The organism is Pseudonocardia sp. ICBG601 (assembly GCF_020496245.1).
The window spans coordinates 59762-80830 of the sequence record NZ_JAHLJA010000178.1; the positions used below are offsets into that span (position 1 = coordinate 59762).

The following is a 21069-nucleotide window of genomic DNA, read 5'->3' on the forward strand; positions in this document are numbered from 1 at the left end:
TCAAGATCACCGGGAGGGTACGGCCCCTCCAGGTCATCCACAGGTCTCAAGCATTGCTCGCTTGATCGGGATCTGGGGCACTAATCGGTAGTCTCGGGTAGTGCCGTTCGTTCGGAAGGTGAAGACGGCCTCCGGGGCGACAGCGGTGCAGGTCGTGGAGAAGCGCCACGGCGTCCGCCGGATCGTCGCCCACGTCGGCTCCGCGCACGATGACGCCGAGCTCGCAGTCCTGATCGCCTCAGCACGAGACCGCATCCATGCAAGCCAACAGGCGCTGGACCTGGACACCCCGGCCGCTGGGGGTGCAGGTGGGGCGATCGTGACCGAGTCGTCGAGCGAGGTCCTGTGGAACGTCCTGATCGAGGCCTACCGTCGCCTCGGCTTCGACCAGCTCGCAGACGAGGCGTTCCGGGCACTCGTGCTCGCGCGAATCGTCGAGCCCACCAGCAAGTCCGCCGCAGTAGGGGTCCTCGACGAGCTCGGCGTGGCCGCGCCGCACCGCAACACCTTCACCGCGGCGTTGCGCCGCTGCGTGGACAAGGACTACCGAGCCGCCCTCGCCGCCGCCTGTGCTGCGGCCTCGCGCCGGTCGGGTCCGGTGTCGCTGGTGCTCTACGACGTGACCACGCTGCACTTCGAGGTCGAGAACGAGGACAAGCTGCGCAAGGTCGGGATGAGCAAGGAACGCCGGGTCGACCCGCAGATCCAGGTCGGGCTGCTCGTGGACCCGTCCGGGTTTCCACTCGAGGTCCGCTGCTTCGAAGGGAACAAGGCCGAGACCACCACCCTGCTCCCGGTGCTCGACGAGTTCCGTAAGCGGCACCAGGTCAGGGACATGGTCGTCGTCGCGGACGCCGGGATGTTGTCCGCGAGCAACCTAAACGCGTTGGAGGACAACGAGTTCTCGTTCATCGTTGGGTCGAGGATCAGCAAGGCGCCCTACGACCTGGCCATGCACTTCGAACGCCACGGCAACGCCTTCGACGATGGCCAGATCCTCGAGTCACGCCGCGACATAGGGACGGGTAAGGCGAAACGCTCGCGCCGGACCGTCTACCAGTACCGGTTCGCCCGGCACAAACACGACGACCGGGCGATCAACGCCATGGTCGACCGCGCCGAGAAGGTCGCCGCCGGCACCCGGCCGTTGAAGAAGGACCGCTTCGTGCGCATCGCCAACAGCGGAACCGAGGTCGACTGGGCCCTGGTCGAACGCGCCCGCCAGCTCGCGGGTTTGAAGGGCTACGTCACCAACCTGCCAGAGGCCACCATGGGTGGACTCGCGATCGTGGCCGCCTACCACGACCTGTGGCAGGTCGAGGCCAGCTTCCGCATGACCAAATCCGACCTACGCGCCCGGCCGGTCTTCCACCGCGAACGCGACACCATCGAAGCCCACCTCACCGTCGTCTTCGCCGCCCTCGCGGTCTCGCGGCACCTGCAGGACGCCACCGGAGTGACCATCAAGACACTGATCAGGACCCTGCGTCCGCTACGCACCATCCGCGTCGACGTCGGCGGTCACCCGATCACTGCAGCGCCGCAGATCACCGACCAGGCCCGCGCCATCCTCAACCGGCTACCCGCCATCAACGCCCCGGGGCACTAAACCTGTGCAACTCGGGTCCGACGGCCGGTGGCATCGCCGGGTTCGTTCGGCCCCGATTCGGGCGCCGAGCGGCGGCCGGGATCGAGATGGTCCTGCTCGGCACCGTCAGCCTGGGCATGCCGGCCATCGCGTTGAGCGGCGGTGGCTACCTGGCCGCGGCCGTCGGTGCCCCTGCGAACACCGCGTGGATAGGCGCGGTCCTGCTGTTGCTGCTGGTGACCGGAACGCTCTGTGTCGGTGCGGCCCTCTCGGCTCGCCTGCAGACCGTGTTGGCCATCGTCCTCACGATTGCTCTCGTTGCTGTCGGCCTCGTCGGTCTTCTGTCACCGGCGGCGGAGTTCACTCCACCGTCGTTCACGGTGGCAGGGTGGGAGAACGCCCTCGGGGTGGTGGGAGTGCTGTTCTTCGGGTTGACCGGCTGGGAGATCGTCGCGTTCACGCTCGGGGAGTACAAGAATCCGAAGCGGGACTTTCCTCGTGTGGTCGCCCTGAGCTTCGTCATCGTCATCGGTGTCTACCTGGTACTGGCCGCGGGTATTCAGGCGATCCTTCGCCCGGGGGATGCGACGAACGAGACTGCACCCGTCGCCGAGCTGGTCAGCCGGGCGGTCTCCCCGGAGGCGGCCGTGTTCGTCTCTGTCCTCGGGGTCGTCATCCTCGCGGCGAACCTGGTCGGGGCCATGTGGGGCGCGTCCCGGCTGGTCCACTCCAGCTCGGGCGAAGGGTTGCTTCCGCGAGGTCTGTTCCATGTCGCAGGCGCCAGCCGGACTCCTCGTCGGGCCGTTCTGGTGGTCGGAGGCGTCTTCGCCCTCCTGGTCGGTGCCTCGGCGCTGGGCCTGATCAGCGTCACGACCATGTTCGAGGTCGCCGGCCAGAACTTCTTCCTGCTCTACGTGGTGACCGCCGTCGTCTACGGACTCGAAGCGCGCAGCCGGGTTGGGCGATGCTTCGGATTCCTGCTGGCCGCCGCTCTCGCAGTGGTTGCTCTGCTGGGGTTCGACCCCCTCGCCCTGTGCTACCCCGCCGCCCTGTTCATGATCGGTTATCTGATCTTTCGGTCGCGAGCCTGAGCCGGAGCGCTCGTCACTCTTTCCACTCTGACCGCCGGTGAACACCCTCCACTCGGCAGTGGAAGTAAGTGATCACATTCACGATCTCATCCTCTCGAACACGCTCCTGGCTGGAGCGTTCCACTATGAAAGATCTAACCTCGAAAAGTGGCGGTCTTGGCTTTATTCAGAACCTTTGAGACTAATTGCGCATCGGCTTCGATCACGTGGGGGCCCCTCTAGGACGCCACAAGCACGACACCCGACGAAAGAGCTCTCCTGTGACGACAACCCTCCGCGCTCGTGACATCCGCCTCGCAGCGCCCCCCGCAGCCGCAGCAGCGCGGAGGTACTGCGAGGGTGCCATATCGATCTGCGGGGTGGCGGGCTCACTGCGGTGGTGGGCCCGTCGGGATCCGGGAAGTCGTCACTGCTGGCGTGTCTGAGCGGACTCGACCGGCCGACCGGCGGCATCGTCGAGATCAACGGGCGCGACGTCTACCGGCAGTCCACGGCCGAGCGCGCGGCCATGCTTCGCTCGGAGGTCGGGTTCGTCTTCCAGCAGTACAACCTCGTGCCGTTCCTCACCGTCGACGAGAACATCGCGCTCCCGTTCCGGCTCGATCACGCGAGAGTCCCGCGCGGCGTCGTCGACGATCTGATCGCCTCTTTCGGGCTGGGCGAGCGACGCCATGCTCCGGCTCGCACGCTGTCCGGCGGAGAGCAGCAGCGCACAGCCCTGTGCCGGGCGCTCGCCCGGCGCCCGGCGATCGTGTTCGCCGACGAGCCGACAGGTGCGTTGGACTCGCGCAGCACACAGCTCGTGCTGGGGACCCTGCGACGGATGGCCGACGACGGGCAGATGATCGTGATGGTCACCCACGATCTGGACGCCGCGGCCCTGGCCGACTCCGTCGTGGTGATGCACGATGGCCGCACCGTGCGCACCACCGGCCGCACCACCAGCCGCGCGTTGCTGGACCTCATGACCGAGCCGGGGGCGTGACCGCGTGTCGCGCTACGCGCTCAGAATGGTCGCCGACGAGTGGCGGCAGTGGTCACCCGCCATCGCCCTGATAGCGGTGATCACGACCATGGTGGGCCTGTGCGTCCACCAGTTCGCCTGGACCGCCGACCCGGCGTTCCGTGCCGCCGTGGCCACCGCCGGTGTCCCCTTGGCGGAGTTCCAGATCGTCTCGATCACCGTCTACACCGTGGTCGCCCTCGTCGGCTGGGTCGGTCTGACCGTGGTCGGACGGGCGAGCGTCCAGGCGACGCGCCGGACCCACGCGCTCTGGTTGCTGCTCGGGGCCGCCCCCGCCACCGTGTTCGGCGCGACGCTGCTCGTGCTGGCTGTCGTAAGCCTGTGCGGGGCGGTCCTCGGTGCACTCGCTTCGACGATTCTGGCGGCAGGGGCCGTCCCGGCGTTCAACGCCGCAGTCTCGTCCGCGGTCGAACAGCCGGAGTTCACGATCTCGCCGTGGGCGCCGGCGGTCACCGTCGTGCTCGGCACGGCGACAGCTCTGGTGGGCGGTCTCCTGCCGGCGCGCCACGCCTGCCGGACATCACCGATCGCCGCCCTCCGAAATCCGGACGAGCCGGCACCCCGCTCCGCGAGGACCGTCCTGCGCATCGCCGGCGGCCTGATATTCCTGCTGATCGCGGGGGCACTCGTCGCAGCCGCCGGCTTCGCCGACCAGCTGGGAGCAACGGGTCCCGCCCCGATGGTCAACCTCGCCCTCGACGCAGGCGGCAGCGCGCTCGTCGGCGTCTATCTCCTCTGTCCGCAGATCGTCGGCGTCGTCCTGCGAGCGCTCCACAGGACCTTCCGAGCGCCGGGTCTGATCGTGCCTGCCGTGGGCGCCCGCGCCGCCGCGGCCCGCGTTCAGATCAGCGCGACCACCGTCGCACCCCTGGCAGCCGGTCTGGGAGGCATCGGGGTCCTGCTGTGCGCCGTCAACTCTGCCGTCGCCCTGACTGAGGCGCTCCAGCCGGGCCTCCCGACGGACCTGGCCGACGTGTGGACGATCATCGCCGTCGTCGCGGTGTCGATGCTCGCCACCAGCGCCGCCGTGGTCGCGCTGTCGGCCCGCGGGCGGGAACGCGAGATCGCCCTCCTGCTGGCGGCCGGTATGCGGCCGCGCCAGGTGACGGCGTTAGTTGCATCGGAGAGCTTCGCGATGGCCCTCGCCGCATCGATCACGGCCGCCGTCCCGGTCGTCGTCACCGGGCTCGTCTGCGGCCTCGTCGCCCGAGCGGTGCTGGGGGACCGGGCCACGGTGGCGTGGCCGGTCGGGACCATGCTGCTGGGGCTAGCCGGTTCCTGGCTCGTGCTCCTGGCCATCCTCCTCGTGCCCGCGAGCGCGCAGCTGCGTTCCCAGCCTGGTGCGCGGCTACGCGAACAACACGGAGCATGACGAGAAGGTCGCGGAGGCGCGGAGACCGCTGCGGCTGGTTCCCGTCCTTGAAGTGCCCCCGGCAGGATTCGAACCTGCGGCACCCGCTTTAGGAGAGCGGTGCTCTATCCCCTGAGCTACGAGGGCGCGAGTGCAGGTTACCCGGAAGCCCCGGGCTCCACCTCGCCGCCGTCATCGCCCGGGACGGCGCCGGCGTGAGAACGCCGAACCGGAGAGGGGGTCCCGTTTCCTCCGGAGGGTGCGGAATCGCGGCGGCGTCCATTCGTGATATCAGCCACTACGACATCGGAAGGCTCCTGCGAGCGAGCGGCGACAGCGATTCTCTCGCAGCTCGTGCGCCCGTTCATGGGGCGCTGACCAGCGGATTCGTGCGCCGTCGACGCGCCGGGTCGCTGTCGCCGGAAAGTCGCAGATCGCGTTGTCCGGCTGATGCTCAGGATCGGCAACTGCTCCGTGGGGGCGATGGGTAAATCGTTCTAGGGTGCCCGCAGTCGACGGGGGAGGGTCAGTGCGATCGCTGTTCCGGAACACGCGGTTCCGTCGGTTGTTCACGGCCCAGGTCGTCGCGCTGGTCGGGACCGGGCTCACGACGGTCGCGCTCGGGCTCCTCGCCTACGACCTCGCCGGCGAGCGGGCCGCTCTCGTCCTGGGCTCGGCGCTGACGATCAAGATGGCGGCCTACGTCGTCGTGGGGCCGGTGGTCGGCGCGGTCGCCGACCGGGCCCCGCGGCGGATGCTGATGGTCGCTGCGGACGTCGTCCGCGCTGCGGTCGTGCTCGTCCTGCCCTGGGTGAGCGAGATCTGGCAGGTGTTCGCCCTGGTCGGGGTGCTGCAGGTCGCCTCGGCGACGTTCACGCCGGTGTTCCAGTCGGTCATCCCCGACGTCGTCCCCGACGAGCAGGGCTATGCCGGAGCACTGTCGGCCGCACAGCTCGCGAGCAGCGCGGAGACGGTGCTGAGTCCGTTGCTGGCCGCGGCGGCGGTCGCGGTGACGAGCTACTCGACGCTGTTCGTCGGCACCTGCGCCGGGTTCGTCCTCTCCGCGGTCCTCGTGGCGTCGACGGTCGTCCCGCCGGTCGCGGGTCGTGCCCAGGGTGACTTCGCGACCCGGCTGCTGCTCGGGGTCCGGCTGTTCCGGGCGATCCCGCAGCTGCGGGGGCTGCTGGCGCTGAACGTCGTCGTCGCCGCGGTGGGGGTGGTGTCGCTCGTGACGACGGTGAACGTCGTCCGCGACCTGCTCGGGGGCACCGAGGTCGACGTCGGGCTGCTGCTCGCGGTGTCCGGCGCGGGGACGGCCGCGGCGGCGCTGACCTCCCCGTGGCTCGCCCGACGGCTGCCGGCCCGGACGGTGATGCTGGCCGGCGCGACGATCTCCTGCCTGGCGGCCGGGGCGACCCTGCTGCTGGCGGCGGCGCCGTCGTGGACGACCGCGGCGCTCGCGTGGGCGCTGATCGGCTTCGGCCCGGGGTGGATCATGGTCAACACCGGTCGTCTGCTGCGCACCTCGGCGGGGCCCGGTCAGCGGCCCGCCCTGTTCAGCGCGCAGTTCTCGCTCTCGCACGCCTGCTGGCTGGTCACCTACCCGCTCACCGGCTGGCTGGCGGTCTCGGCCGGCTGGACGGTGACCTGGTCGGTTCTCGCCGCGCTCGCCGTCGTCGCGCTCGGGGTGGCGGTGAGGGTCTGGCCGACGGCCGGCGCCGACCTCGTCCGGCACCGTCACGACCACGACGCCGATCACGCCCATGTCGTCACCGCGCGCCGGTCGGTGCACGGCTGGACGCACGCGCACCGGCTCGTCGTCGACGACCAGCACCCGCACGGACCCGTCCCGGTGTGACCGTTCAGGCCGCCGGGAGCAGACCGTCGGCCACCTCCCGGGCCGCGCGGATCGGCCCCGGCCCGCGCTCGACCACCGCCGTCGCGACCGCGCCCTCCAGGAGGATCATCAGGGTCCCGGCGAGCGCGGCCGGATCGGCCGTGCCCAGCCGCTCGACCTGGGCCTGCAGGTAGCTGCGCAGCGCGGTCTTGTGGTGCCGGACGACCTCGCGGGCCGGGTGGTCGAGCCGCGGCAGCTCCGAGGCCGCGTTGAGGAAGGCGCAGCCGCGGAAGTCCTCCCGGGACTGCCAGGTCTCGTAGGCGTCGAAGACGGCGAGGATCCGGTCCCGCGGCGACGCGTGGTCGGCGGTGATCCGGTCGATGTCGGACTGCCATCGGCGGTCGCGGTCCCGCAGGTAGGCGACGACGAGCCGGTCCTTCGAGCCGAAGTTCGTGTACAGCGCCGTCTTGGTGACGCCCGCCTCCGCGGCGACGGTGTCGACCCCGACCGCGTTGATGCCGTCCCGGTAGAAGAGCCGGGACGCGGCGTCGAGCACCTTGGCCCCGGCGTCGCCACGCCGTGTGCGTGCCATGCGGCCCTCCTCGGACAACCGAACGGTCTGTTCTTTTCACGGACCCTACCAGCGGCAACTGCTGCATCGGGCAGTTCGAGTTGCAAACAAACAGACAGGTCTGTTCACTAGCGGCATGACGGCGACCTGCGAACGCTCCGCGCCCACGACCGACCGGCCCTGGTGGACGACCGCGCTGCTCGGCGCGGGGGTGATCGCGCTCTGCTACGGCGTCGCCCGCTACGCCTACGGGCTGTTCGTGCCTCGCTTCACCGAGACGTTCGGCCTGACCCCGGCCGCGGTCGGCGTGCTCGGCGGGCTCTCTACGGCCGGCTACGTCCTCGGGTTGCTCGCCGCTCCGGCGCTGTCGGCGCGGTCGGCGCGCGGTGCCACGGTCGCGGCCGCCGTCTCCGCGACGGTGGGGCTGCTGCTCATGGCCCTCGCCCCGGGAGTGGTGGTGTTCGGTGTCGCGATCGTGGTGGCGGGAGCCGGGGCCGGCATCGCCACCCCGGGGGTGGCGCAGCTCGTCGTCGAGGCGGTCGGTGTCGCCGCGCGCACCCGGGCGCAGTCCTGGGCGAACACCGGCACCGGGGCGGGGCTCGCGCTGACCGCGTTCACGCCGCTGCTGCCGGGGGACTGGCGGGCCGTCTGGCTCGGGTTCGGCCTGGTCGCGGTCGTCGCCACCGTTGCCGCCGCATGGCTGCTGCCGCGGGGCGTTCCCGAGGCGGCGCCCACGGAGCGGGGGCGCGGCCGGGTGCTCCCGCTGCTGGTCGTCGCCGGGTTGCTGGGGGTGGTCAGCGCGCCGTACTGGACCTTCTCGACCGCGCGGCTCGACGAGGTCAGGGCCGGGCCGGTCCTCGGCACCGTCGCGTGGTGTGCGATCGGTGTGGTCGGCGTGCTCGGCGGCGCGGTGGGACGGGCGGCGCAGCGGCACGGGCTGCGGGCGGTCGGGCTCGTCGTCTGGACCCTGTTCTCGGCCGGGATCGCCCTGCTCGCCCTGCCGGAGCCGGGCCTTCTCGGCGCGATCGTCTCGGCGGGCCTGTTCGGCGCGGGCTACATCGGGCTGACCGGGCTGTGCATCCTGTGGGCCGCCCACATCGTCCCGGGTGCTCCCGCGCGTGCGGTGACCTGGGCGTGCCTCGCCCTGGGTGTCGGTCAGACGGTGGGCTCGCCGCTGGCCGGGGCCCTGGCCGGCCGGATCGGGACGGCGGGGACGCTCGCCGTCGCCGCCGCGCTGGGCCTGCTTGCCTGGGCGCAGCTGCACCCGCGGCTGGCGCCGCCGGACGCGTACCGGGCCTGAACGACGACGTGTCCCCCGGTGCGGACGTGCCGCACCGGGGGACGGGATCAGGCCGGGATCAGCGACGGCTCGGGGTGCGGCCGTGTGTGACGGCGTTCCAGGTGTCGATGCCCACCCAGATCTCGCGGAGCACGTTCCCGGTGCGCTGGGCGGCGTCCCGCAGGGTCTCGGGCCAGGACGGCGTCGGGGTCTCGTGGGTGGTCATCGGCTACCTCCTCGTAGTGGTCGACTCGGAAGCTGGTCTGTCCGATTCGCACCACGAGAGTAGCCAGTGAGACTCCGATGTCTCAAGGGTGACGATCGTGTGTCACGCCTCATCCGCTCGGAGCAGCGGTCTCCACGACCCCGGCCAGCAGGGTCCGCTCGGTGACCCCGACGATCTCCTGCCGGGCGAGCCTTCCGTCGTGGGCGGCGAGCACCGACCGGGTCAGCAGGGCGTAGAGCGCCTCGGTCATCCACGTCGCGGACAGGGTCACGCAGAAGACCCCGCTCCGCTGGCCGCGCTGGAACAGCTCGACGAGCAGGGTGTCCATCTCGGCGTAGCGGGCCAGGACCTCGTCGCTGGACTGGATGCGCTCGGCGAGCACCCACAGGTCCACCGAGGGCAACAGGCCGACGATGACCCGGCGCACCGCCTCGATCGGGTCGCTCTCGTCGGTCCGGGCCTCCCGGATCGCGGCGATCCCGCGCTCCACGCCCATCTCGCTGAGCTCCTCGAGGAGCGCCTCCCGACCGTCGACGAGCCGGTGCAGGGTCGCCCGGCTGATGCCGGCGCCGGTCGCGATCTCCGACATCGACGCGGCCGGGTTCTGCACGAGCACGGTCGCGGCCGCGAGGAGCACGTCGTTCCGCTCGATGGCCACGCCGGAGACGGTAGACCTCCGTGCGTCAGACCATCGCAGCCGTTCCGACCTGCGGATTCTCCCGGAAGAAGCGGACCATCGCGTCGACGTGCTCCTCGAAGGGCGGGCAGTGCACGCCCAGCGGGCCCAGCATCGCGGTGGTCGCGTCGGTGTCGTAGTGCGACGGGTGGGTCAGGTACTCCAGCGTGCTGGAGGGGACCTTGAACAGCCGTCCGACGCCGGGCACGTGGTCGATGGAGAACGCGGCGAGCCCGACCGGCATCGGCACCACGCGCAGGCGCTTGCCGAGCCGGTCGGCGAACACCTCGCACATCTCGGTCACCGTCGGCGGGGCCGGCTGGGCCAGCGCGAACGTCCGGTTCACCGCCGGACCGTGCCCGGCCAGCGCGGCGATCCCGTCGACGACGTAGTCCGAGGGCACCAGGTTGAACCGGGTCCGCGCCGCCGCCCGGGGGAGCGGCACGAACGCCGTCCGGCCCTGCCGGGCCATCAGCTGCAACAGGTAGTACGGGCCGTCGAACTTCTGCGTCGCCCCGGTGACCGAGTCCCCGACGACGACCGACGGCCGGTAGATCGACACCGGCAGGCCGGCGTCGCGGGCCTTGACCACGACGCGCTCGGCCTCGTGCTTGGTGTGGTCGTAGTGGTTGGCGAAGGGCTGGCCGAGCTCCAGGTCGGTCTCGGAGAAGATGCCGTCGTAACGGCCCGAGACGTAGCAGGTCGACACGTACTGCAGCCGGACCAGCTCCGACGCGGCCTCGGCGAACCGCACGACGTGCCGGGTGCCCTCGACGTTCACCGACCACGCGATGTCCGCCGGCACCGAGAGGTCGTAGACCGCGGCCAGGTGGAAGACCTCCAGCGGCCCACCGAGCAGTCGCTCCCGTTCGGTCTGCTCCAGTCCCAGCCCGTCGACGGTGATGTCCCCGACGACGAGGTCGGTGCGCCCGGCGATCTCCGGCGCCTCGCGCTCGATCCGCGCCAGGGTCGTGCGGGCCTGGTCCAGGAACTTGGCCTGCACCAGGGCGACCGCGCGCGAGTCCGGCGCGCGGCGCAGTGTCCGCGGCAGCAGAGCCGACCCGAGGAAACCGGGGAACCCGGTGAACAGCACGACACTCATCCCGGCACCGCCCTTCCGCGCGGCGTCCGTGCCGCGCCGTCGCTCCGTGGGACGGTATCCGGTACCGCCCGTACCAACCGGGTGACTGTGACCGACATCAGCCGACCGGGGCAGTCGACCGGGATATGCCCGCCGGGATCGGCCGTCCGGGATCAGTCGGCCCGGATCAGCGACGCGGCGTGGTCGGGCACGTCGCGCTGCACCTCGCGCGGCGGACGCTCGTAGCCCGTCGACGGCACCCGGTCCGGCAGGGTCAGGACCCGTCGCTCCACCGGCTCCCAGGGGATCGAGCCCAGCAGGTGGTGGATCATGTTGATCCGCGCGTTGCGCTTCTCCTCGGCCTCGACGATCCACCACGGCGCGTGGTCGGTGTCGGTGTGGATCAGCATGTCGTCACGGGCGCGGGAGTAGTCGTCCCACCGGGTCATCGACTCGAGGTCCATCGGCGAGAGCTTCCACTGCTTGAGCGGGTTCTCCAGTCGCTCGGCGAACCGCCGCGCCTGCTCATCGGCGCTGACCGAGAACCAGTACTTGCGCAGGTGGATGCCGTCCTCGACGAGCATGTTCTCGAACACCGGCGCCTGGCGCAGGAAGCGGCGGTACTCGGCCTCGGTGCAGAAGCCCATCACCCGCTCGACGCCGGCGCGGTTGTACCAGGACCGGTCCATCAGCACGATCTCGCCGGCCGCGGGCAGCTGCTCGACGTAGCGCTGGAAGTACCACTGCCCCTTCTGCCGCTCGGTCGGAGCGGGCAGCGCGACGATCCGCGCGAACCGCGGGTTGAGGTACTGGGTGACGCGCTGGATCGCACCGCCCTTGCCGGCGGCGTCGCGCCCCTCGAAGACCACGACGACCCGTGCGCCCGAGGCCCGGACCCACTCCTGCATCTGCAGCAGCTCGCCCTGCAGGCGGAGGAGCTCGGCGTCGTAGATCTTGCGCGGCAGTTTCCTGGTCGCCATCGGGACACCCAACCAGATCGGTGCACCCGTCCCTAGCGACCCGCCCGGCGCAGTGCCTCGGAGAACACCTCGGCGATGGCGGCGTAGCCGCGGTCGTTGGGATGGAACCGGTCGGAGGCCAGCTTGCCGCGCCAGTGCCGCGTCCGCGGGTCCCGCAGCTCGGCCAGTACGAGCCCGCGGTGCCGCACGGCGTCGTCGATTAGGCCGTTGACCTGCAGTGCCGCCGCGAACGTTCCCGGTTGGTTCCCGATGACGGTGCCCGGAGGAAGCCGGTCGACCAGCGCCGCGTACCGGTGCCCGACGCCGTCCTGGTGCCGTGGCTGCATCAGGTCGTTGGACCCGACCAGGCACAGCAGCAGCTCGGGGTGCAGTCCCTCGGCGACGGGGAGCTGGGCGTCGAGGACGTCGTCGACGCGGGCGCCGTACTGGGACAGGTTCACCAGCCGCCACCCGGGCAGCCGACCGATCAGCTGCCCGGCCCACCCGCGCTCGGGGTGCGAGGCGCCGATGCCCTGGGCCATCGAGTCGCCGAGGACGACGCAGAGCGGGCCGGTCCGGGACAGCTCGGTGCGGTTGCGTTCCTCCCAGTGCGCCGCGTACGGCTCGATCTGCTGCTGCACGCGGCGGATCCCGGGCACGAACCGGGAGACCGCGGTGATGATCCGGCCCGGCGGGCGCCCGGTCCGGTTGGAGAAGACGGGCTCACCCGTGTCGGCCACGGCCCCAGTGAAGCAGGTTCCGCGGCGCCGGTGACCCCGGCGGGACCACCGTCGCGGATCTACCGTGGACGCCATGACGACCGTCGCACTGCTGGGGACCGGGATCATGGGCGCCGGGATGGGGCACAACATCCTCGCTGCCGGGCTGGACCTGCGGGTCTGGAACCGGACCGCGGCCAAGGCGCAGCCGCTCGCCGACGCGGGCGCGGCCCTGCACACCGACCCGGCCGACGCCGTCCGCGGCGCCGACGCCGTCCGCGGCGCCGACGTCGTCGTGACGATGCTGGGGAACGCCGACGACGTGACCGCCGTCCTGGAGCAGGCCGCCGACGGTCTCGCGCCGGGCCAGGTGTGGCTGCAGACCACCACCGTCGGCGTCGAGCCGTTCGACGGGCTCCGCGCGATCGCCGAGCGCCACAGCCTGACCCTGCTCGACGCGCCGGTGCTCGGCACCCGCGCGCCCGCCGAGGCCGGGCAGCTGACCGTGTTCGTCGCCGGCGACCCCGCGGCGCGCCCGGTCGTCGACCCGGTGCTCGACGCCGTCGGCCGGCAGACCGTGTGGGTGGCCGAGGACTGCGGGTCCGCGCAGGCGAGCCGGCTCAAGCTCGTCGCCAACAGCTGGGTGCTGGCGATCACCGCCGCGACCGGGGAGTCCGTCGCGCTCGCCCAGGGGCTCGGGGTGGACCCGCAGGCCTTCCTCGACGCCGTCGCCGGCGGCCCGCTGGACCTGCCCTACCTGCAGAACAAGGCGAGGGCGATCCTCGACGACGACTTCACCCCCAGCTTCACGGTGGACAACGCGGCCAAGGACGCGGGACTGATCGTCGCCGCGGCCCAGGCCTCGGGCACCCGGCTCGACGTCGCGCCCGCGGTGCGGAACCGGCTGCTGCGGGCGTCGGAGCGCGGCCACGGCGGCGAGGACATGGCCGCCGCCTACAAGGCGTCCTGACCGCCGGGCCCTGATCACCATCTGCCGATCAGGGCCTGCTCAGGTTCCTCTCAGAGCCGTCGGCGAGACTGGCGCCCATGCGCATTCTGGTCGTCGACGACGACAAGGCGGTCCGGGACTCGCTGCGTCGTTCGCTGGCCTTCAACGGCTACCAGGTCGACCTCGCCGAGGACGGCCAGGTCGCGCTGGACAAGATGCTCACCGACCGGCCGGACGCGCTCGTCCTGGACGTGATGATGCCGCGCGTCGACGGTCTGGAGGTGTGCCGGCGGCTGCGCAGCGCCGGTGACGCGCTCCCGATCCTCGTGCTGACCGCACGCGACGCGGTGTCCGACCGGGTCGCCGGGCTCGACGCCGGCGCCGACGACTACCTGCCCAAGCCGTTCGCGCTGGAGGAGCTGCTGGCCCGGCTGCGTGCGCTGCTGCGCCGCCGCACCCCCGACACCGACGACGACGCCGGCACCAGCCCCGCGCTGACCTTCGGCGACCTGTCGCTGGACCCCGACACCCGTGAGGTGACCCGCGGCGGACGGCCGATCAGCCTCACCCGCACCGAGTTCTCCCTGCTGGAGCTGCTGCTCGCGCACCCGCGCCGGGTGCTGACCCGCGCCCAGATCCTCGAGCAGGTGTGGGGTTACGACTTCCCGACCAGCGGCAACGCCCTGGAGGTCTACGTCGGCTACCTGCGCCGCAAGACCGAGGCCGAGGGCGAGCCGCGGCTGATCCACACGGTGCGCGGCGTCGGCTACGTCCTGCGGGACACCCCGCCGTGACCCAGCCGCTCCCGCTCGACGAGGAGCGGGCCGAGCGCTGGTGGCGCCGCGGGCCCGCGGCCGAGCCGGACCGCGAGCGGTTCACGCTGCGCGCCCGGATCGGGGTGCTGGCCGCACTCGTCGCCGCCGCGATGGTGCTGCTCGTGTCCGCCGCCGCGTTCCTCGTGGTGCGCCAGAACCTCACCAGCTCGCTGGACGAGACGCTGCGCCAGCGTGCCTACGCCGCCGCGCAGAGCGACCTGATCGACCCGCGGCTGCTCGCCGCGCTCCCGCCCGACGTGCTCGGCGCCGCCGACCTGCACATCGCGCTCGTCTACTCCTCCGGCATCGCGACCTCGGCCGACGAGTCGTCGCGGCCGCCGCTGGGGGAGCCGGAGGTCGCCGTCGCCCAGGGCGGGCCGACCCAGCCGGGACGCACCGCCGATCTCGACGGCGTGCCGTACCGGATCGTCGCCGTCCGGGCCGGGGACGGCCGTGCGCTGGTGCTGGCCCAGCGGCTCGACACGATGACCCGGGTGGTGACCCGGATGGGCACCGCGCTGCCGATCGTCGGGCTCGGCGGTGTCGTGCTGGCCGCGCTCGCCGGGGTCGCGGTCGCCCGGACCGGGCTGCGGCCGGTGCTGCGGCTCACCGCGGCGACCGAACGCGTCGCCAAGACCGGTGACCTGCGTCCGATCCCGGTCTCCGGGTCCGACGAGCTGGCCCGGCTCACCCAGTCGTTCAACACGATGCTCGGCGCGCTGGCCGCGTCGCGGGAACAGCAGCGCCGGCTCGTCGCCGACGCCGGGCACGAGCTGCGCACCCCGCTGACCTCGCTGCGCACCAACCTGGAGCTGCTCGCCTCCGCCGACCGGCCGGACACCCCCGACCTGCCGGCCCAGGACCGCACCGAGCTGCTCGACGACGTCCGCGCCCAGGTCGAGGAGCTGTCCCACCTCGTCGGGGACCTCGTCGAGCTCGCCCGCGACGACGCCCCGACCATGACGAGCGAGGCACTGGAGCTCACCGAGATCGTCGACCGCGCCCTGGACCGGGTGAAGCGACGGGCGGGGGAGGTCGAGTTCGAGGTCCACCGGACCCCGTGGATCCTCGACGGCGACGCCAGCGCGCTCGAACGTGCCGTCCTCAACCTGCTCGACAACGCCGTGAAGTGGAGCCCGCCCGGCGGCACCGTGCGGCTGTCGATGGTGCCGATCTCGCCGGAGTGGCTGGTCATCGAGGTCGCCGACGAGGGCGACGGGATCGCCGCCGAGGACCTGCCGCACGTGTTCGACCGCTTCTACCGGGCCGACACCTCGCGCACCATGCCCGGCTCCGGGCTGGGGCTGTCCATCGTCGCGCAGGCGGCGGCGCGGCACGGGGGAGAGGTGCGGGCCGGGCGGGCCCCGGAGGGCGGTGCGCTGCTCTCGATGGCCCTGCCGGGCCGGTACGTGGCGGAGCCGGACAGCCCATAACCTGGTGCGACACCCCCGTGACGGGGTGGTGCTCCTGTGAGACGACGGACGGTGGACGCATGACCCAGGACAACCCGCCCGACGAGCCGACCCGCACCGCAGCGGGGACGTCCGGCGGGGACTCCGGGGGCGGTTCCGGCCGCGACGGCGCGACCTCCGCCCCCGCGGGACCGGCGGGGCCCTCCGGCGACACCGACACCGAGCAGGACGGACCACGGTCCTCCTCGTCCGGGGCCCCGGTGACGGATCTGCGTCGGACGGGTCCGCCGACGGCCCGGCCACCGGCTCACCGGGCGCTGCCGGGGACGGTGTCGACGCGGGCCCGGCCGACGGCACCGCCGCGGCCGGTCCGGGTGGGGAGTCCGCGCCGGCACCTGCGGCCTCCGACGGCGGCGCGTCCACCGGATCCGGCGTGACCGCCGCGTCGACGGCCGGCGCGACCGGCATGTCCGGCACGGCTCCCGAGTCCACCGGCACCCCGGCCGACGAGGCCGCTGCCCCGTACCCCGACCACGGCCCCGACACCGAGGCCGTCTCCACCCAGGACCCGCCCACCGACCGCTGGGCCGTGCCCGCCAACCCGTGGGCCCGCCCCGGCTCCACCGCCGCCGACGCGCCCGCCACGGGCTCCGGCGGCGCCGCGCCCAATGCGGACACCCGGGACAGCCCGACGGACACGACGCCGGTGCCGGCGGACGGCACCCGGGAGCTCCCGGCGCACCCGGACGCGGCCGGCGCACCGGCCCCCGGTGGGCCCACCCCGCCCCCGTGGGCCGTCGGCGCCCCACCCGCCCCGCCGCGTCCGCCCGGCCGCGGACGCCGAGGAGTCGTCCTGGTCGCGGCCGGGCTGCTCATCGCGCTGGTCGCGGGTGCCCTCGGCGGGCTGGTCGGCACGCGCCTCGCGGGCGGGTCCGGGGGTACGGCACCGGCCGGATCGATCGAGGCCGTCGCCGAGAAGGTGCTGCCCGCCGTCGTCCAGATCAGGGTCGACGGCGGTGCGGGCAACGTCGGTGACCGCGGCGAGGGCTCCGGCATGATCGTCGGCAACGACGGCCTGATCCTGACCAACAACCACGTCGTCGCCCCGGCGGCGCAGGGCGGGACGCTGCGCGTGGTCCTGCAGGACGGCCGCTCCGCCATCGGGTCGATCGTCGGGCAGGACCCGCAGTCCGACATCGCGCTCGTGCGCACCGACCTGCCCGGCCTGAACACGGTCGAGCTCGGCGACTCCGACCGCGTCCGGGTCGGCCAGCAGGTCACCGCGTTCGGGTCGCCGCTCGGGCTCGGCGGTTCGGTCACCACCGGCATCGTCTCGGCCGTCGACCGGGCCGTCGGCATCCCCGCCGAGTCCGGTGCGCCGGGGGCCAGCGACACGGTGCTGAACGCCATCCAGACCGACGCCGCCATCAACCCCGGCAACTCCGGGGGCCCGCTGGTGGACGCCGACGGCCGGGTCGTCGGCATCAACTCCGCGATCGCGACGGCCGGGCCGGGCGGCGGCTCGATCGGCGTCGGCTTCTCGATCCCGATCAACCAGGCCCGCCGCATCGCCGACCAGCTGCGTTCCGGAGGCAAGGCCACGCACGCCGTGCTCGGCGTGACCGTCGGCAACGACCCGCAGCTGCGCGGCGCGGTGATCCAGGAGGTCACCCCGGACGGCGCGGCCGCGAAGGCCGGGCTGCGTCTGCAGGAGATCGTCGCCCGGCTGGGTGACCAGCGGGTCACCACCGGCACGGACCTGCAGGCCGCGGTGCGGTCGCAGCCGCCGGGCAGCGTCGTCCAGCTGGAGGTCCTCGACGCGGGCGGGGCGACCCGGACCGTCGAGGTGACGCTGGGCGAGCAGTGACGGCCCGCCCGGGTGGACGTCGTCCGACCGGACGGGGCCGTGCGGGTGGTGCGAACGGCAGGTCGTTGACGGGTGAAGAACCGTCGTGATGGGGTGGTTCGGCATTCGGTGGTGCCCCATCGAATGCGCCCGGAGTGTCGTGCCGGTGCCGGTCCCCCCTCCCGGCACCGGCACGGCCTCCCCCGGGGTGGCCCCGGGCCGGCGCTAGGGTGACGGCATGGAGATGTCGGGTCCGCAGATCGGCCGTGCTCTCGTGGTGATCGTCGACGACCGGGTCAGCGCGGGTGAGCGGTCCGACGGCACCGGTCCGCTGGTCACCGAGCTGCTGGAGGAGGCCAACTTCCTCGTCGACGGCGTGGTCTCGGCCCCCGGCGACGTGGTGGCCATCCGCAGCGCGCTGAACACCGCCGTGATCGGCGGCGTCGACCTGGTCGTGACCGTCGGCGGAACGGGCGTGTCCCCCCGCGACGTCACCCCGGATGCCACCACCGGTGTCCTCGACCGGCCGGTGCCGGGCATCGCCGAGGCCATCCGCGCCTCCGGTCTCGCCGCCGGAGCGGTCGACGCCGGAGTGTCCCGGGGCGTCGTCGGCGTCTCTGGCAGCACGCTGGTGGTCAACCTGGCCGCGTCCCGCGCGGCCGTCCGCGACGGCATGGCGACGCTGACCCCGCTCGTCCCGCACGTCATCTCGGAGCTGTCCGGCCTCGACGACTGACCCGGTCACACGGCGGCCGGTCCCACGACCGGAACGGGCCCAGGCGGATGCCGGGGCCCGTTCGTCGTGTGGTCAGCTCGCCGGGGGCACCGGCGGGACGCCGCCGTCGTCCTTGCGCTCCGGCGGGACCGGGGGCACGGCCGGCGGCTGCTGCGACGCGGCCGGGTTGCCCTGCGGCTTCAACGCGTCACCGCCGGGCGGGGCGGGCGGCACCGGCGGGACGGCGTCGCCGTGCGTGCCGGCGCCGGGAGCGGCCGGGTCGTGGTGCCCGAGCGCGCCCTCGACCTTGCCCTTCACCCCGTCGATCTGCTCCGAGTACTTGCCGCCCGTGGCCTGGTCGACCTTCTCCGCGGCCTTCCCGACGAGCGGGCCCGCCTTCTCCTTGGCCTTCTCCAGGTGCGGGCCCGCCTGCTCCAATGCCTTGTCCAGGTGCGGCTTCGCCTTCTCGATCGCGTTCTCGGCAGCCTCGCGTGCCTTGTCCAGGAACCCCATGAGCGGTCCGCCTCTCCTGTCGCCGCCCGGGGAACCCCGGGCGGATGCGTACGGCTGCCTCCATGGTGGCACCCGGACGGGTCGTCGTGGGGCCCCGCGAGCCCGGCACGGCACGGTGACGCGGGATCGGTGTCCACCCGCGCCGCCCGCGCACGGCACCATGGAGCCATGAGCGAGCCCGCGGACCGGATGCGCCGACGGATCGAGGAGATCTTCGGCGACGACCCCTCGACCACCGCCGACGAGCGGGCCGACTACGGCGCCGCCGACGAGCGCGACTCCGCGGACCCCGACCGCTGGTTCACCGAGAACCGCCCCCCGCACCACGGCGGCTGACCCGCCGGGCCCGGCGGCTCAGAGACCGAGCGCGGCCCGCACCGCCGGGACGGCGCGGCGCGACACCGGGATCCGTTCGGCACCGGCCCGGTCGGTGGCCACCGTCATGCCGTCCGGTCCGCGGTGCACGCTCCGGATCCGCGCGGCGTTCACCAGGTGTCCACGGTGCACCCGGAGGAACCCGGCGGGCTCCAGCTCGCGGGCCAACCGGTCGATCCCGCGGTGCGCCGCCCGCAGCACACCGACGTCGGTGACCAGCCAGACGTCGTGGCCGTCGGCGCGGGCGTGCCGGACGTCGTCGCAGGCCAGCAGGTGCAGCCGTCCGCCCCGTCCGACCGCGGCGACCCGGTCCGGCGCGTCCCCGGCGGGGGTGGGAGCCGGGACCGGCAGCACGTCGTCGGTGCCCGCCCCGGCGCCGTCGGCGACGGCGAGGAAGCCGACCGGACCCGCGTCACCGGGCACCGGGCGCAGCCGGAACACCAGCGGGTCCGCGCCGCCGGCGCCACCGGTGCCACCGGCGCCGCCGGTGTCACCCGCGGCGCCGACGAGGACCGTCCCCGACCAGGTGTCGCCCCCGCTGGCCCGTATCAGCGCCGGTGCGACGGCCCGGCCGAGCGCCCGGCCGCCGTCGGAGCGGGGGAGCAGGCCCCGCCGGCGGGCCGCCGAGTTCGCCGCGACGACCCGGCCGCCGCCGTCGAGCGCGAGCAGCGGTCGCCGTTCGCGCCGGTCCAGGTCGACGAAGGCACCCGCCAGCACGGCGCTGGAGCGGGCCGCGGCGTCGCACAGCACGCGGAGCGCTGGGCCGGTGGCGAGGAGCAGGTCGTCGGGGCGGACCGGCAGGCAGTGACCCCGGGTGGAGACGGTCAGCGCCGCCACCGCCGTGCCGAGCACCGGGTCGCACACCGCCGTCGACACACAGCTGTGGTCGTGCAGTGCCGAGCTCCAGTGCTCCGGCCCCCGCACACAGACCGCCCGCGGGTGGGCGAGCGCCGTCCCGGCACCATTGGTCCCGGCCCGCGCCTCGGCCCAGACGCTGCCCGGGGCCGGGGCGCACTCGCTCGAGCCGCGTGCCGCCCACGAGGCCAGCACCCGGCCGTCGCCGTCGGTGACCGCGGCGACGCACCCGTCGTGCCTGCCGGCGATCCCCGCCGCGACGGCACCGAGCATCGTGAACACCGAGGCGTGCTCCCGGCGGTAGACCACGTCGTCCCGCACGGGGGCCTGCACCGGCGCCAGCGGGTCGAGCCGGTGGTGGTCCCGGCAGCGCAACCAGGACAGCGCGATCGACAACGGCACGTCCGCGGGCACCTCGTCGCCCGCCGCGAAGCGCTCCCACGCGTCCCGGGTGCGGGTGAAGGCCGATGAGCCGTCCCGGTCGGGCATCAGCGCACCCCCGGAACGGTGCCGATGCCCTCCATGGATCGGGTGAAGGGGAGCGGGTCGCCGTCGGCGAAGACGTCGGGGTCGTAGCCGGGGTCGGTCATGACGCCCCAGGTGCGACGGCGCTGCATGGCCAGGTTGCCGGCGTCGTAGAGGGGGAAGACGGCGGCCTCGCGGTAGAAGCGCTCCATCGGGAACCGGCGGTCCAGGGCGTTCACCCCGACCACCCGCATGCAGTCGTTCACCACCTGGCTGACGAGCTCGGTGCAGAACGTCTTCGACATCCCGGCGAGCGCCTGACCCTGCCCGTCGTGCCGGTCCAGGTAGTGCGCGGCCTTCCAGCACAGGTAGCGGGCCGCCTCGATCCGCGCCGCGACGTCGGCGAGCAGGTTCCCGACCGCCTGGTGCTCGATCACCGGCGCCGAGCCGCCGCCGGTGAAGGTCCGCGCCCACTTGAGCGTGAACTCGAATGCGGCCCGCGCGACGCCGACCGCGGCGATCCCGGCGATCGGGCCCGACCAGGTGAAGGCCCGGTTGATGAGCAGGTCCCCGTCGCCGTGGGCGAAGACGTTCTCCTCGGGGACACGGACGCCGCGGAAGGTCATCGTCACGTTCTGGCAGGTGCGGTGGGCCATCTTGTCGATCACCTCGAACGACAGCCCCGGCGTGCCCCGCTCGACGACGACGGCGCTCAGAGCGTG

General features: G+C 73.1%; 21 protein-coding genes and 1 tRNA gene. 12 read left to right on the forward strand and 10 right to left on the reverse strand.

The features are described from left to right. Window positions 1-100 precede the first annotated feature (100 nt). The 4 genes from KPL57_RS57750 (at window position 101) to KPL57_RS57765 (ending at window position 5075) form a co-directional block, all read left to right on the forward strand. Complete coding sequence (locus KPL57_RS57750) at window positions 101-1609, forward strand: IS1634 family transposase (protein ID WP_226352429.1); 1509 nt, start codon at window positions 101-103, stop codon at window positions 1607-1609. An 86-nt stretch (window positions 1610-1695) separates the two neighbouring features. Further along, entirely contained in the window at window positions 1696-2679 is a 984-nt protein-coding gene (locus KPL57_RS57755) for an APC family permease (protein ID WP_374203943.1), read from the forward strand. A 346-nt stretch (window positions 2680-3025) separates the two neighbouring features. Then, the gene (locus tag KPL57_RS57760; protein ID WP_308253174.1) at window positions 3026-3664 is read left to right on the forward strand and encodes an ABC transporter ATP-binding protein; all 639 of its coding nucleotides are present in this window, start codon (window positions 3026-3028) and stop codon (window positions 3662-3664) included. Window positions 3665-3689: 25 nt separating this feature from the next. Continuing rightward, window positions 3690-5075, forward strand: coding sequence for an FtsX-like permease family protein (locus KPL57_RS57765; RefSeq protein ID WP_226358573.1), 1386 nt, complete (start codon window positions 3690-3692; stop codon window positions 5073-5075). Between the two features lie 53 nt (window positions 5076-5128). On the opposite strand, the gene KPL57_RS57770 is transcribed toward KPL57_RS57765, so the two are convergent. Then, window positions 5129-5201: transfer RNA gene (locus KPL57_RS57770), tRNA-Arg, on the reverse strand. A 418-nt stretch (window positions 5202-5619) separates the two neighbouring features. On the opposite strand from KPL57_RS57770, the gene KPL57_RS57775 reads away from it, so the two are divergent. Further along, entirely contained in the window at window positions 5620-6912 is a 1293-nt protein-coding gene (locus tag KPL57_RS57775; RefSeq protein ID WP_308253173.1) for an MFS transporter, read from the forward strand. 4 nt (window positions 6913-6916) lie between these two features. Here KPL57_RS57775 and KPL57_RS57780 read toward each other — a convergent pair whose 3' ends face one another. Beyond that, window positions 6917-7483: a TetR/AcrR family transcriptional regulator gene (locus KPL57_RS57780; RefSeq protein WP_226358575.1), complete on the reverse strand. Its 567-nt coding sequence runs from the start codon at window positions 7481-7483 to the stop codon at window positions 6917-6919. Window positions 7484-7598: 115 nt separating this feature from the next. Between KPL57_RS57780 and KPL57_RS57785 the strand changes: the two genes are divergently transcribed. After that, the gene (locus KPL57_RS57785; RefSeq protein WP_226358576.1) at window positions 7599-8762 is read left to right on the forward strand and encodes a YbfB/YjiJ family MFS transporter; all 1164 of its coding nucleotides are present in this window, start codon (window positions 7599-7601) and stop codon (window positions 8760-8762) included. Between the two features lie 58 nt (window positions 8763-8820). Here the strand turns inward: KPL57_RS57785 and KPL57_RS57790 are convergent, their stop codons facing one another. The 5 genes from KPL57_RS57790 to KPL57_RS57810 all read right to left on the reverse strand — a co-directional run bounded on the left by KPL57_RS57790 (window position 8821) and on the right by KPL57_RS57810 (window position 12423). Further along, entirely contained in the window at window positions 8821-8967 is a 147-nt protein-coding gene (locus tag KPL57_RS57790; protein WP_020623819.1) for a hypothetical protein, read from the reverse strand. A gap of 109 nt (window positions 8968-9076) precedes the next feature. Then, window positions 9077-9625: a TetR/AcrR family transcriptional regulator gene (locus tag KPL57_RS57795; protein WP_226358577.1), complete on the reverse strand. Its 549-nt coding sequence runs from the start codon at window positions 9623-9625 to the stop codon at window positions 9077-9079. Window positions 9626-9650: 25 nt separating this feature from the next. Further along, window positions 9651-10745 (reverse strand): SDR family oxidoreductase, encoded by a 1095-nt coding sequence (locus KPL57_RS57800; protein WP_226358578.1) that lies wholly within the window; start codon window positions 10743-10745, stop codon window positions 9651-9653. Window positions 10746-10897: 152 nt separating this feature from the next. Next, complete coding sequence (gene ppk2 / locus KPL57_RS57805) at window positions 10898-11704, reverse strand: polyphosphate kinase 2 (protein ID WP_226358579.1); 807 nt, start codon at window positions 11702-11704, stop codon at window positions 10898-10900. A 32-nt stretch (window positions 11705-11736) separates the two neighbouring features. Continuing rightward, window positions 11737-12423 carry an SGNH/GDSL hydrolase family protein gene (locus tag KPL57_RS57810; protein ID WP_075308440.1) on the reverse strand — a complete coding sequence of 229 codons (687 nt, stop codon included), beginning with the start codon at window positions 12421-12423 and terminating at the stop codon, window positions 11737-11739. Between the two features lie 73 nt (window positions 12424-12496). Between KPL57_RS57810 and KPL57_RS57815 the strand changes: the two genes are divergently transcribed. From KPL57_RS57815 to KPL57_RS57835, 5 genes are all read left to right on the forward strand, one after another. Then, window positions 12497-13372 carry an NAD(P)-dependent oxidoreductase gene (locus KPL57_RS57815; RefSeq protein WP_226358580.1) on the forward strand — a complete coding sequence of 292 codons (876 nt, stop codon included), beginning with the start codon at window positions 12497-12499 and terminating at the stop codon, window positions 13370-13372. A gap of 77 nt (window positions 13373-13449) precedes the next feature. Then, window positions 13450-14145 carry a response regulator transcription factor gene (locus KPL57_RS57820; protein ID WP_060713345.1) on the forward strand — a complete coding sequence of 232 codons (696 nt, stop codon included), beginning with the start codon at window positions 13450-13452 and terminating at the stop codon, window positions 14143-14145. After that, window positions 14142-15599 carry a cell wall metabolism sensor histidine kinase WalK gene (locus tag KPL57_RS57825; RefSeq protein ID WP_020623812.1) on the forward strand — a complete coding sequence of 486 codons (1458 nt, stop codon included), beginning with the start codon at window positions 14142-14144 and terminating at the stop codon, window positions 15597-15599. Before KPL57_RS57820 ends, KPL57_RS57825 begins: the two co-directional genes overlap by 4 nt. Window positions 15600-16011: 412 nt before the next feature. After that, window positions 16012-17445 carry a S1C family serine protease gene (locus KPL57_RS71135; RefSeq protein ID WP_226358581.1) on the forward strand — a complete coding sequence of 478 codons (1434 nt, stop codon included), beginning with the start codon at window positions 16012-16014 and terminating at the stop codon, window positions 17443-17445. 223 nt (window positions 17446-17668) lie between these two features. Beyond that, the gene (locus KPL57_RS57835; RefSeq protein ID WP_369804864.1) at window positions 17669-18160 is read left to right on the forward strand and encodes a molybdenum cofactor biosynthesis protein B; all 492 of its coding nucleotides are present in this window, start codon (window positions 17669-17671) and stop codon (window positions 18158-18160) included. Window positions 18161-18232: 72 nt separating this feature from the next. Here the strand turns inward: KPL57_RS57835 and KPL57_RS57840 are convergent, their stop codons facing one another. Next, window positions 18233-18652 (reverse strand): antitoxin, encoded by a 420-nt coding sequence (locus KPL57_RS57840; RefSeq protein ID WP_075332959.1) that lies wholly within the window; start codon window positions 18650-18652, stop codon window positions 18233-18235. A 168-nt stretch (window positions 18653-18820) separates the two neighbouring features. Between KPL57_RS57840 and KPL57_RS57845 the strand changes: the two genes are divergently transcribed. Further along, window positions 18821-18988: a hypothetical protein gene (locus tag KPL57_RS57845; RefSeq protein WP_020625817.1), complete on the forward strand. Its 168-nt coding sequence runs from the start codon at window positions 18821-18823 to the stop codon at window positions 18986-18988. 18 nt (window positions 18989-19006) lie between these two features. Here KPL57_RS57845 and KPL57_RS57850 read toward each other — a convergent pair whose 3' ends face one another. Then, the gene (locus KPL57_RS57850) at window positions 19007-20371 is read right to left on the reverse strand and encodes a DNA-binding protein (protein ID WP_226358582.1); all 1365 of its coding nucleotides are present in this window, start codon (window positions 20369-20371) and stop codon (window positions 19007-19009) included. Next, a complete protein-coding gene (locus KPL57_RS57855) occupies window positions 20371-21003 on the reverse strand; it encodes an acyl-CoA dehydrogenase family protein (protein ID WP_226358583.1) in 633 nt (210 codons plus the stop codon). Before KPL57_RS57855 ends, KPL57_RS57850 begins: the two co-directional genes overlap by 1 nt. Window positions 21004-21069 lie beyond the last annotated feature (66 nt).

Coding starts and splice junctions, on each gene's coding strand:
- KPL57_RS57755 (WP_374203943.1), top strand. CDS start 1,696: ATGGTCCTGCTCGGCACCGTCAGCCTGGGCATGCCGGCCATCGCGTTG.
- KPL57_RS57855 (WP_226358583.1), bottom strand. CDS start 21,003: ATGGCCCACCGCACCTGCCAGAACGTGACGATGACCTTCCGCGGCGTC.
- KPL57_RS57790 (WP_020623819.1), bottom strand. CDS start 8,967: ATGACCACCCACGAGACCCCGACGCCGTCCTGGCCCGAGACCCTGCGG.
- KPL57_RS57850 (WP_226358582.1), bottom strand. CDS start 20,371: ATGCCCGACCGGGACGGCTCATCGGCCTTCACCCGCACCCGGGACGCG.
- KPL57_RS57780 (WP_226358575.1), bottom strand. CDS start 7,483: ATGGCACGCACACGGCGTGGCGACGCCGGGGCCAAGGTGCTCGACGCC.
- KPL57_RS57815 (WP_226358580.1), top strand. CDS start 12,497: ATGACGACCGTCGCACTGCTGGGGACCGGGATCATGGGCGCCGGGATG.
- KPL57_RS57765 (WP_226358573.1), top strand. CDS start 3,690: ATGGTCGCCGACGAGTGGCGGCAGTGGTCACCCGCCATCGCCCTGATA.
- ppk2 (WP_226358579.1), bottom strand. CDS start 11,704: ATGGCGACCAGGAAACTGCCGCGCAAGATCTACGACGCCGAGCTCCTC.
- KPL57_RS57840 (WP_075332959.1), bottom strand. CDS start 18,652: ATGGGGTTCCTGGACAAGGCACGCGAGGCTGCCGAGAACGCGATCGAG.
- KPL57_RS57800 (WP_226358578.1), bottom strand. CDS start 10,745: ATGAGTGTCGTGCTGTTCACCGGGTTCCCCGGTTTCCTCGGGTCGGCT.
- KPL57_RS57820 (WP_060713345.1), top strand. CDS start 13,450: ATGCGCATTCTGGTCGTCGACGACGACAAGGCGGTCCGGGACTCGCTG.
- KPL57_RS57785 (WP_226358576.1), top strand. CDS start 7,599: ATGACGGCGACCTGCGAACGCTCCGCGCCCACGACCGACCGGCCCTGG.
- KPL57_RS57845 (WP_020625817.1), top strand. CDS start 18,821: ATGAGCGAGCCCGCGGACCGGATGCGCCGACGGATCGAGGAGATCTTC.
- KPL57_RS57835 (WP_369804864.1), top strand. CDS start 17,669: ATGTCGGGTCCGCAGATCGGCCGTGCTCTCGTGGTGATCGTCGACGAC.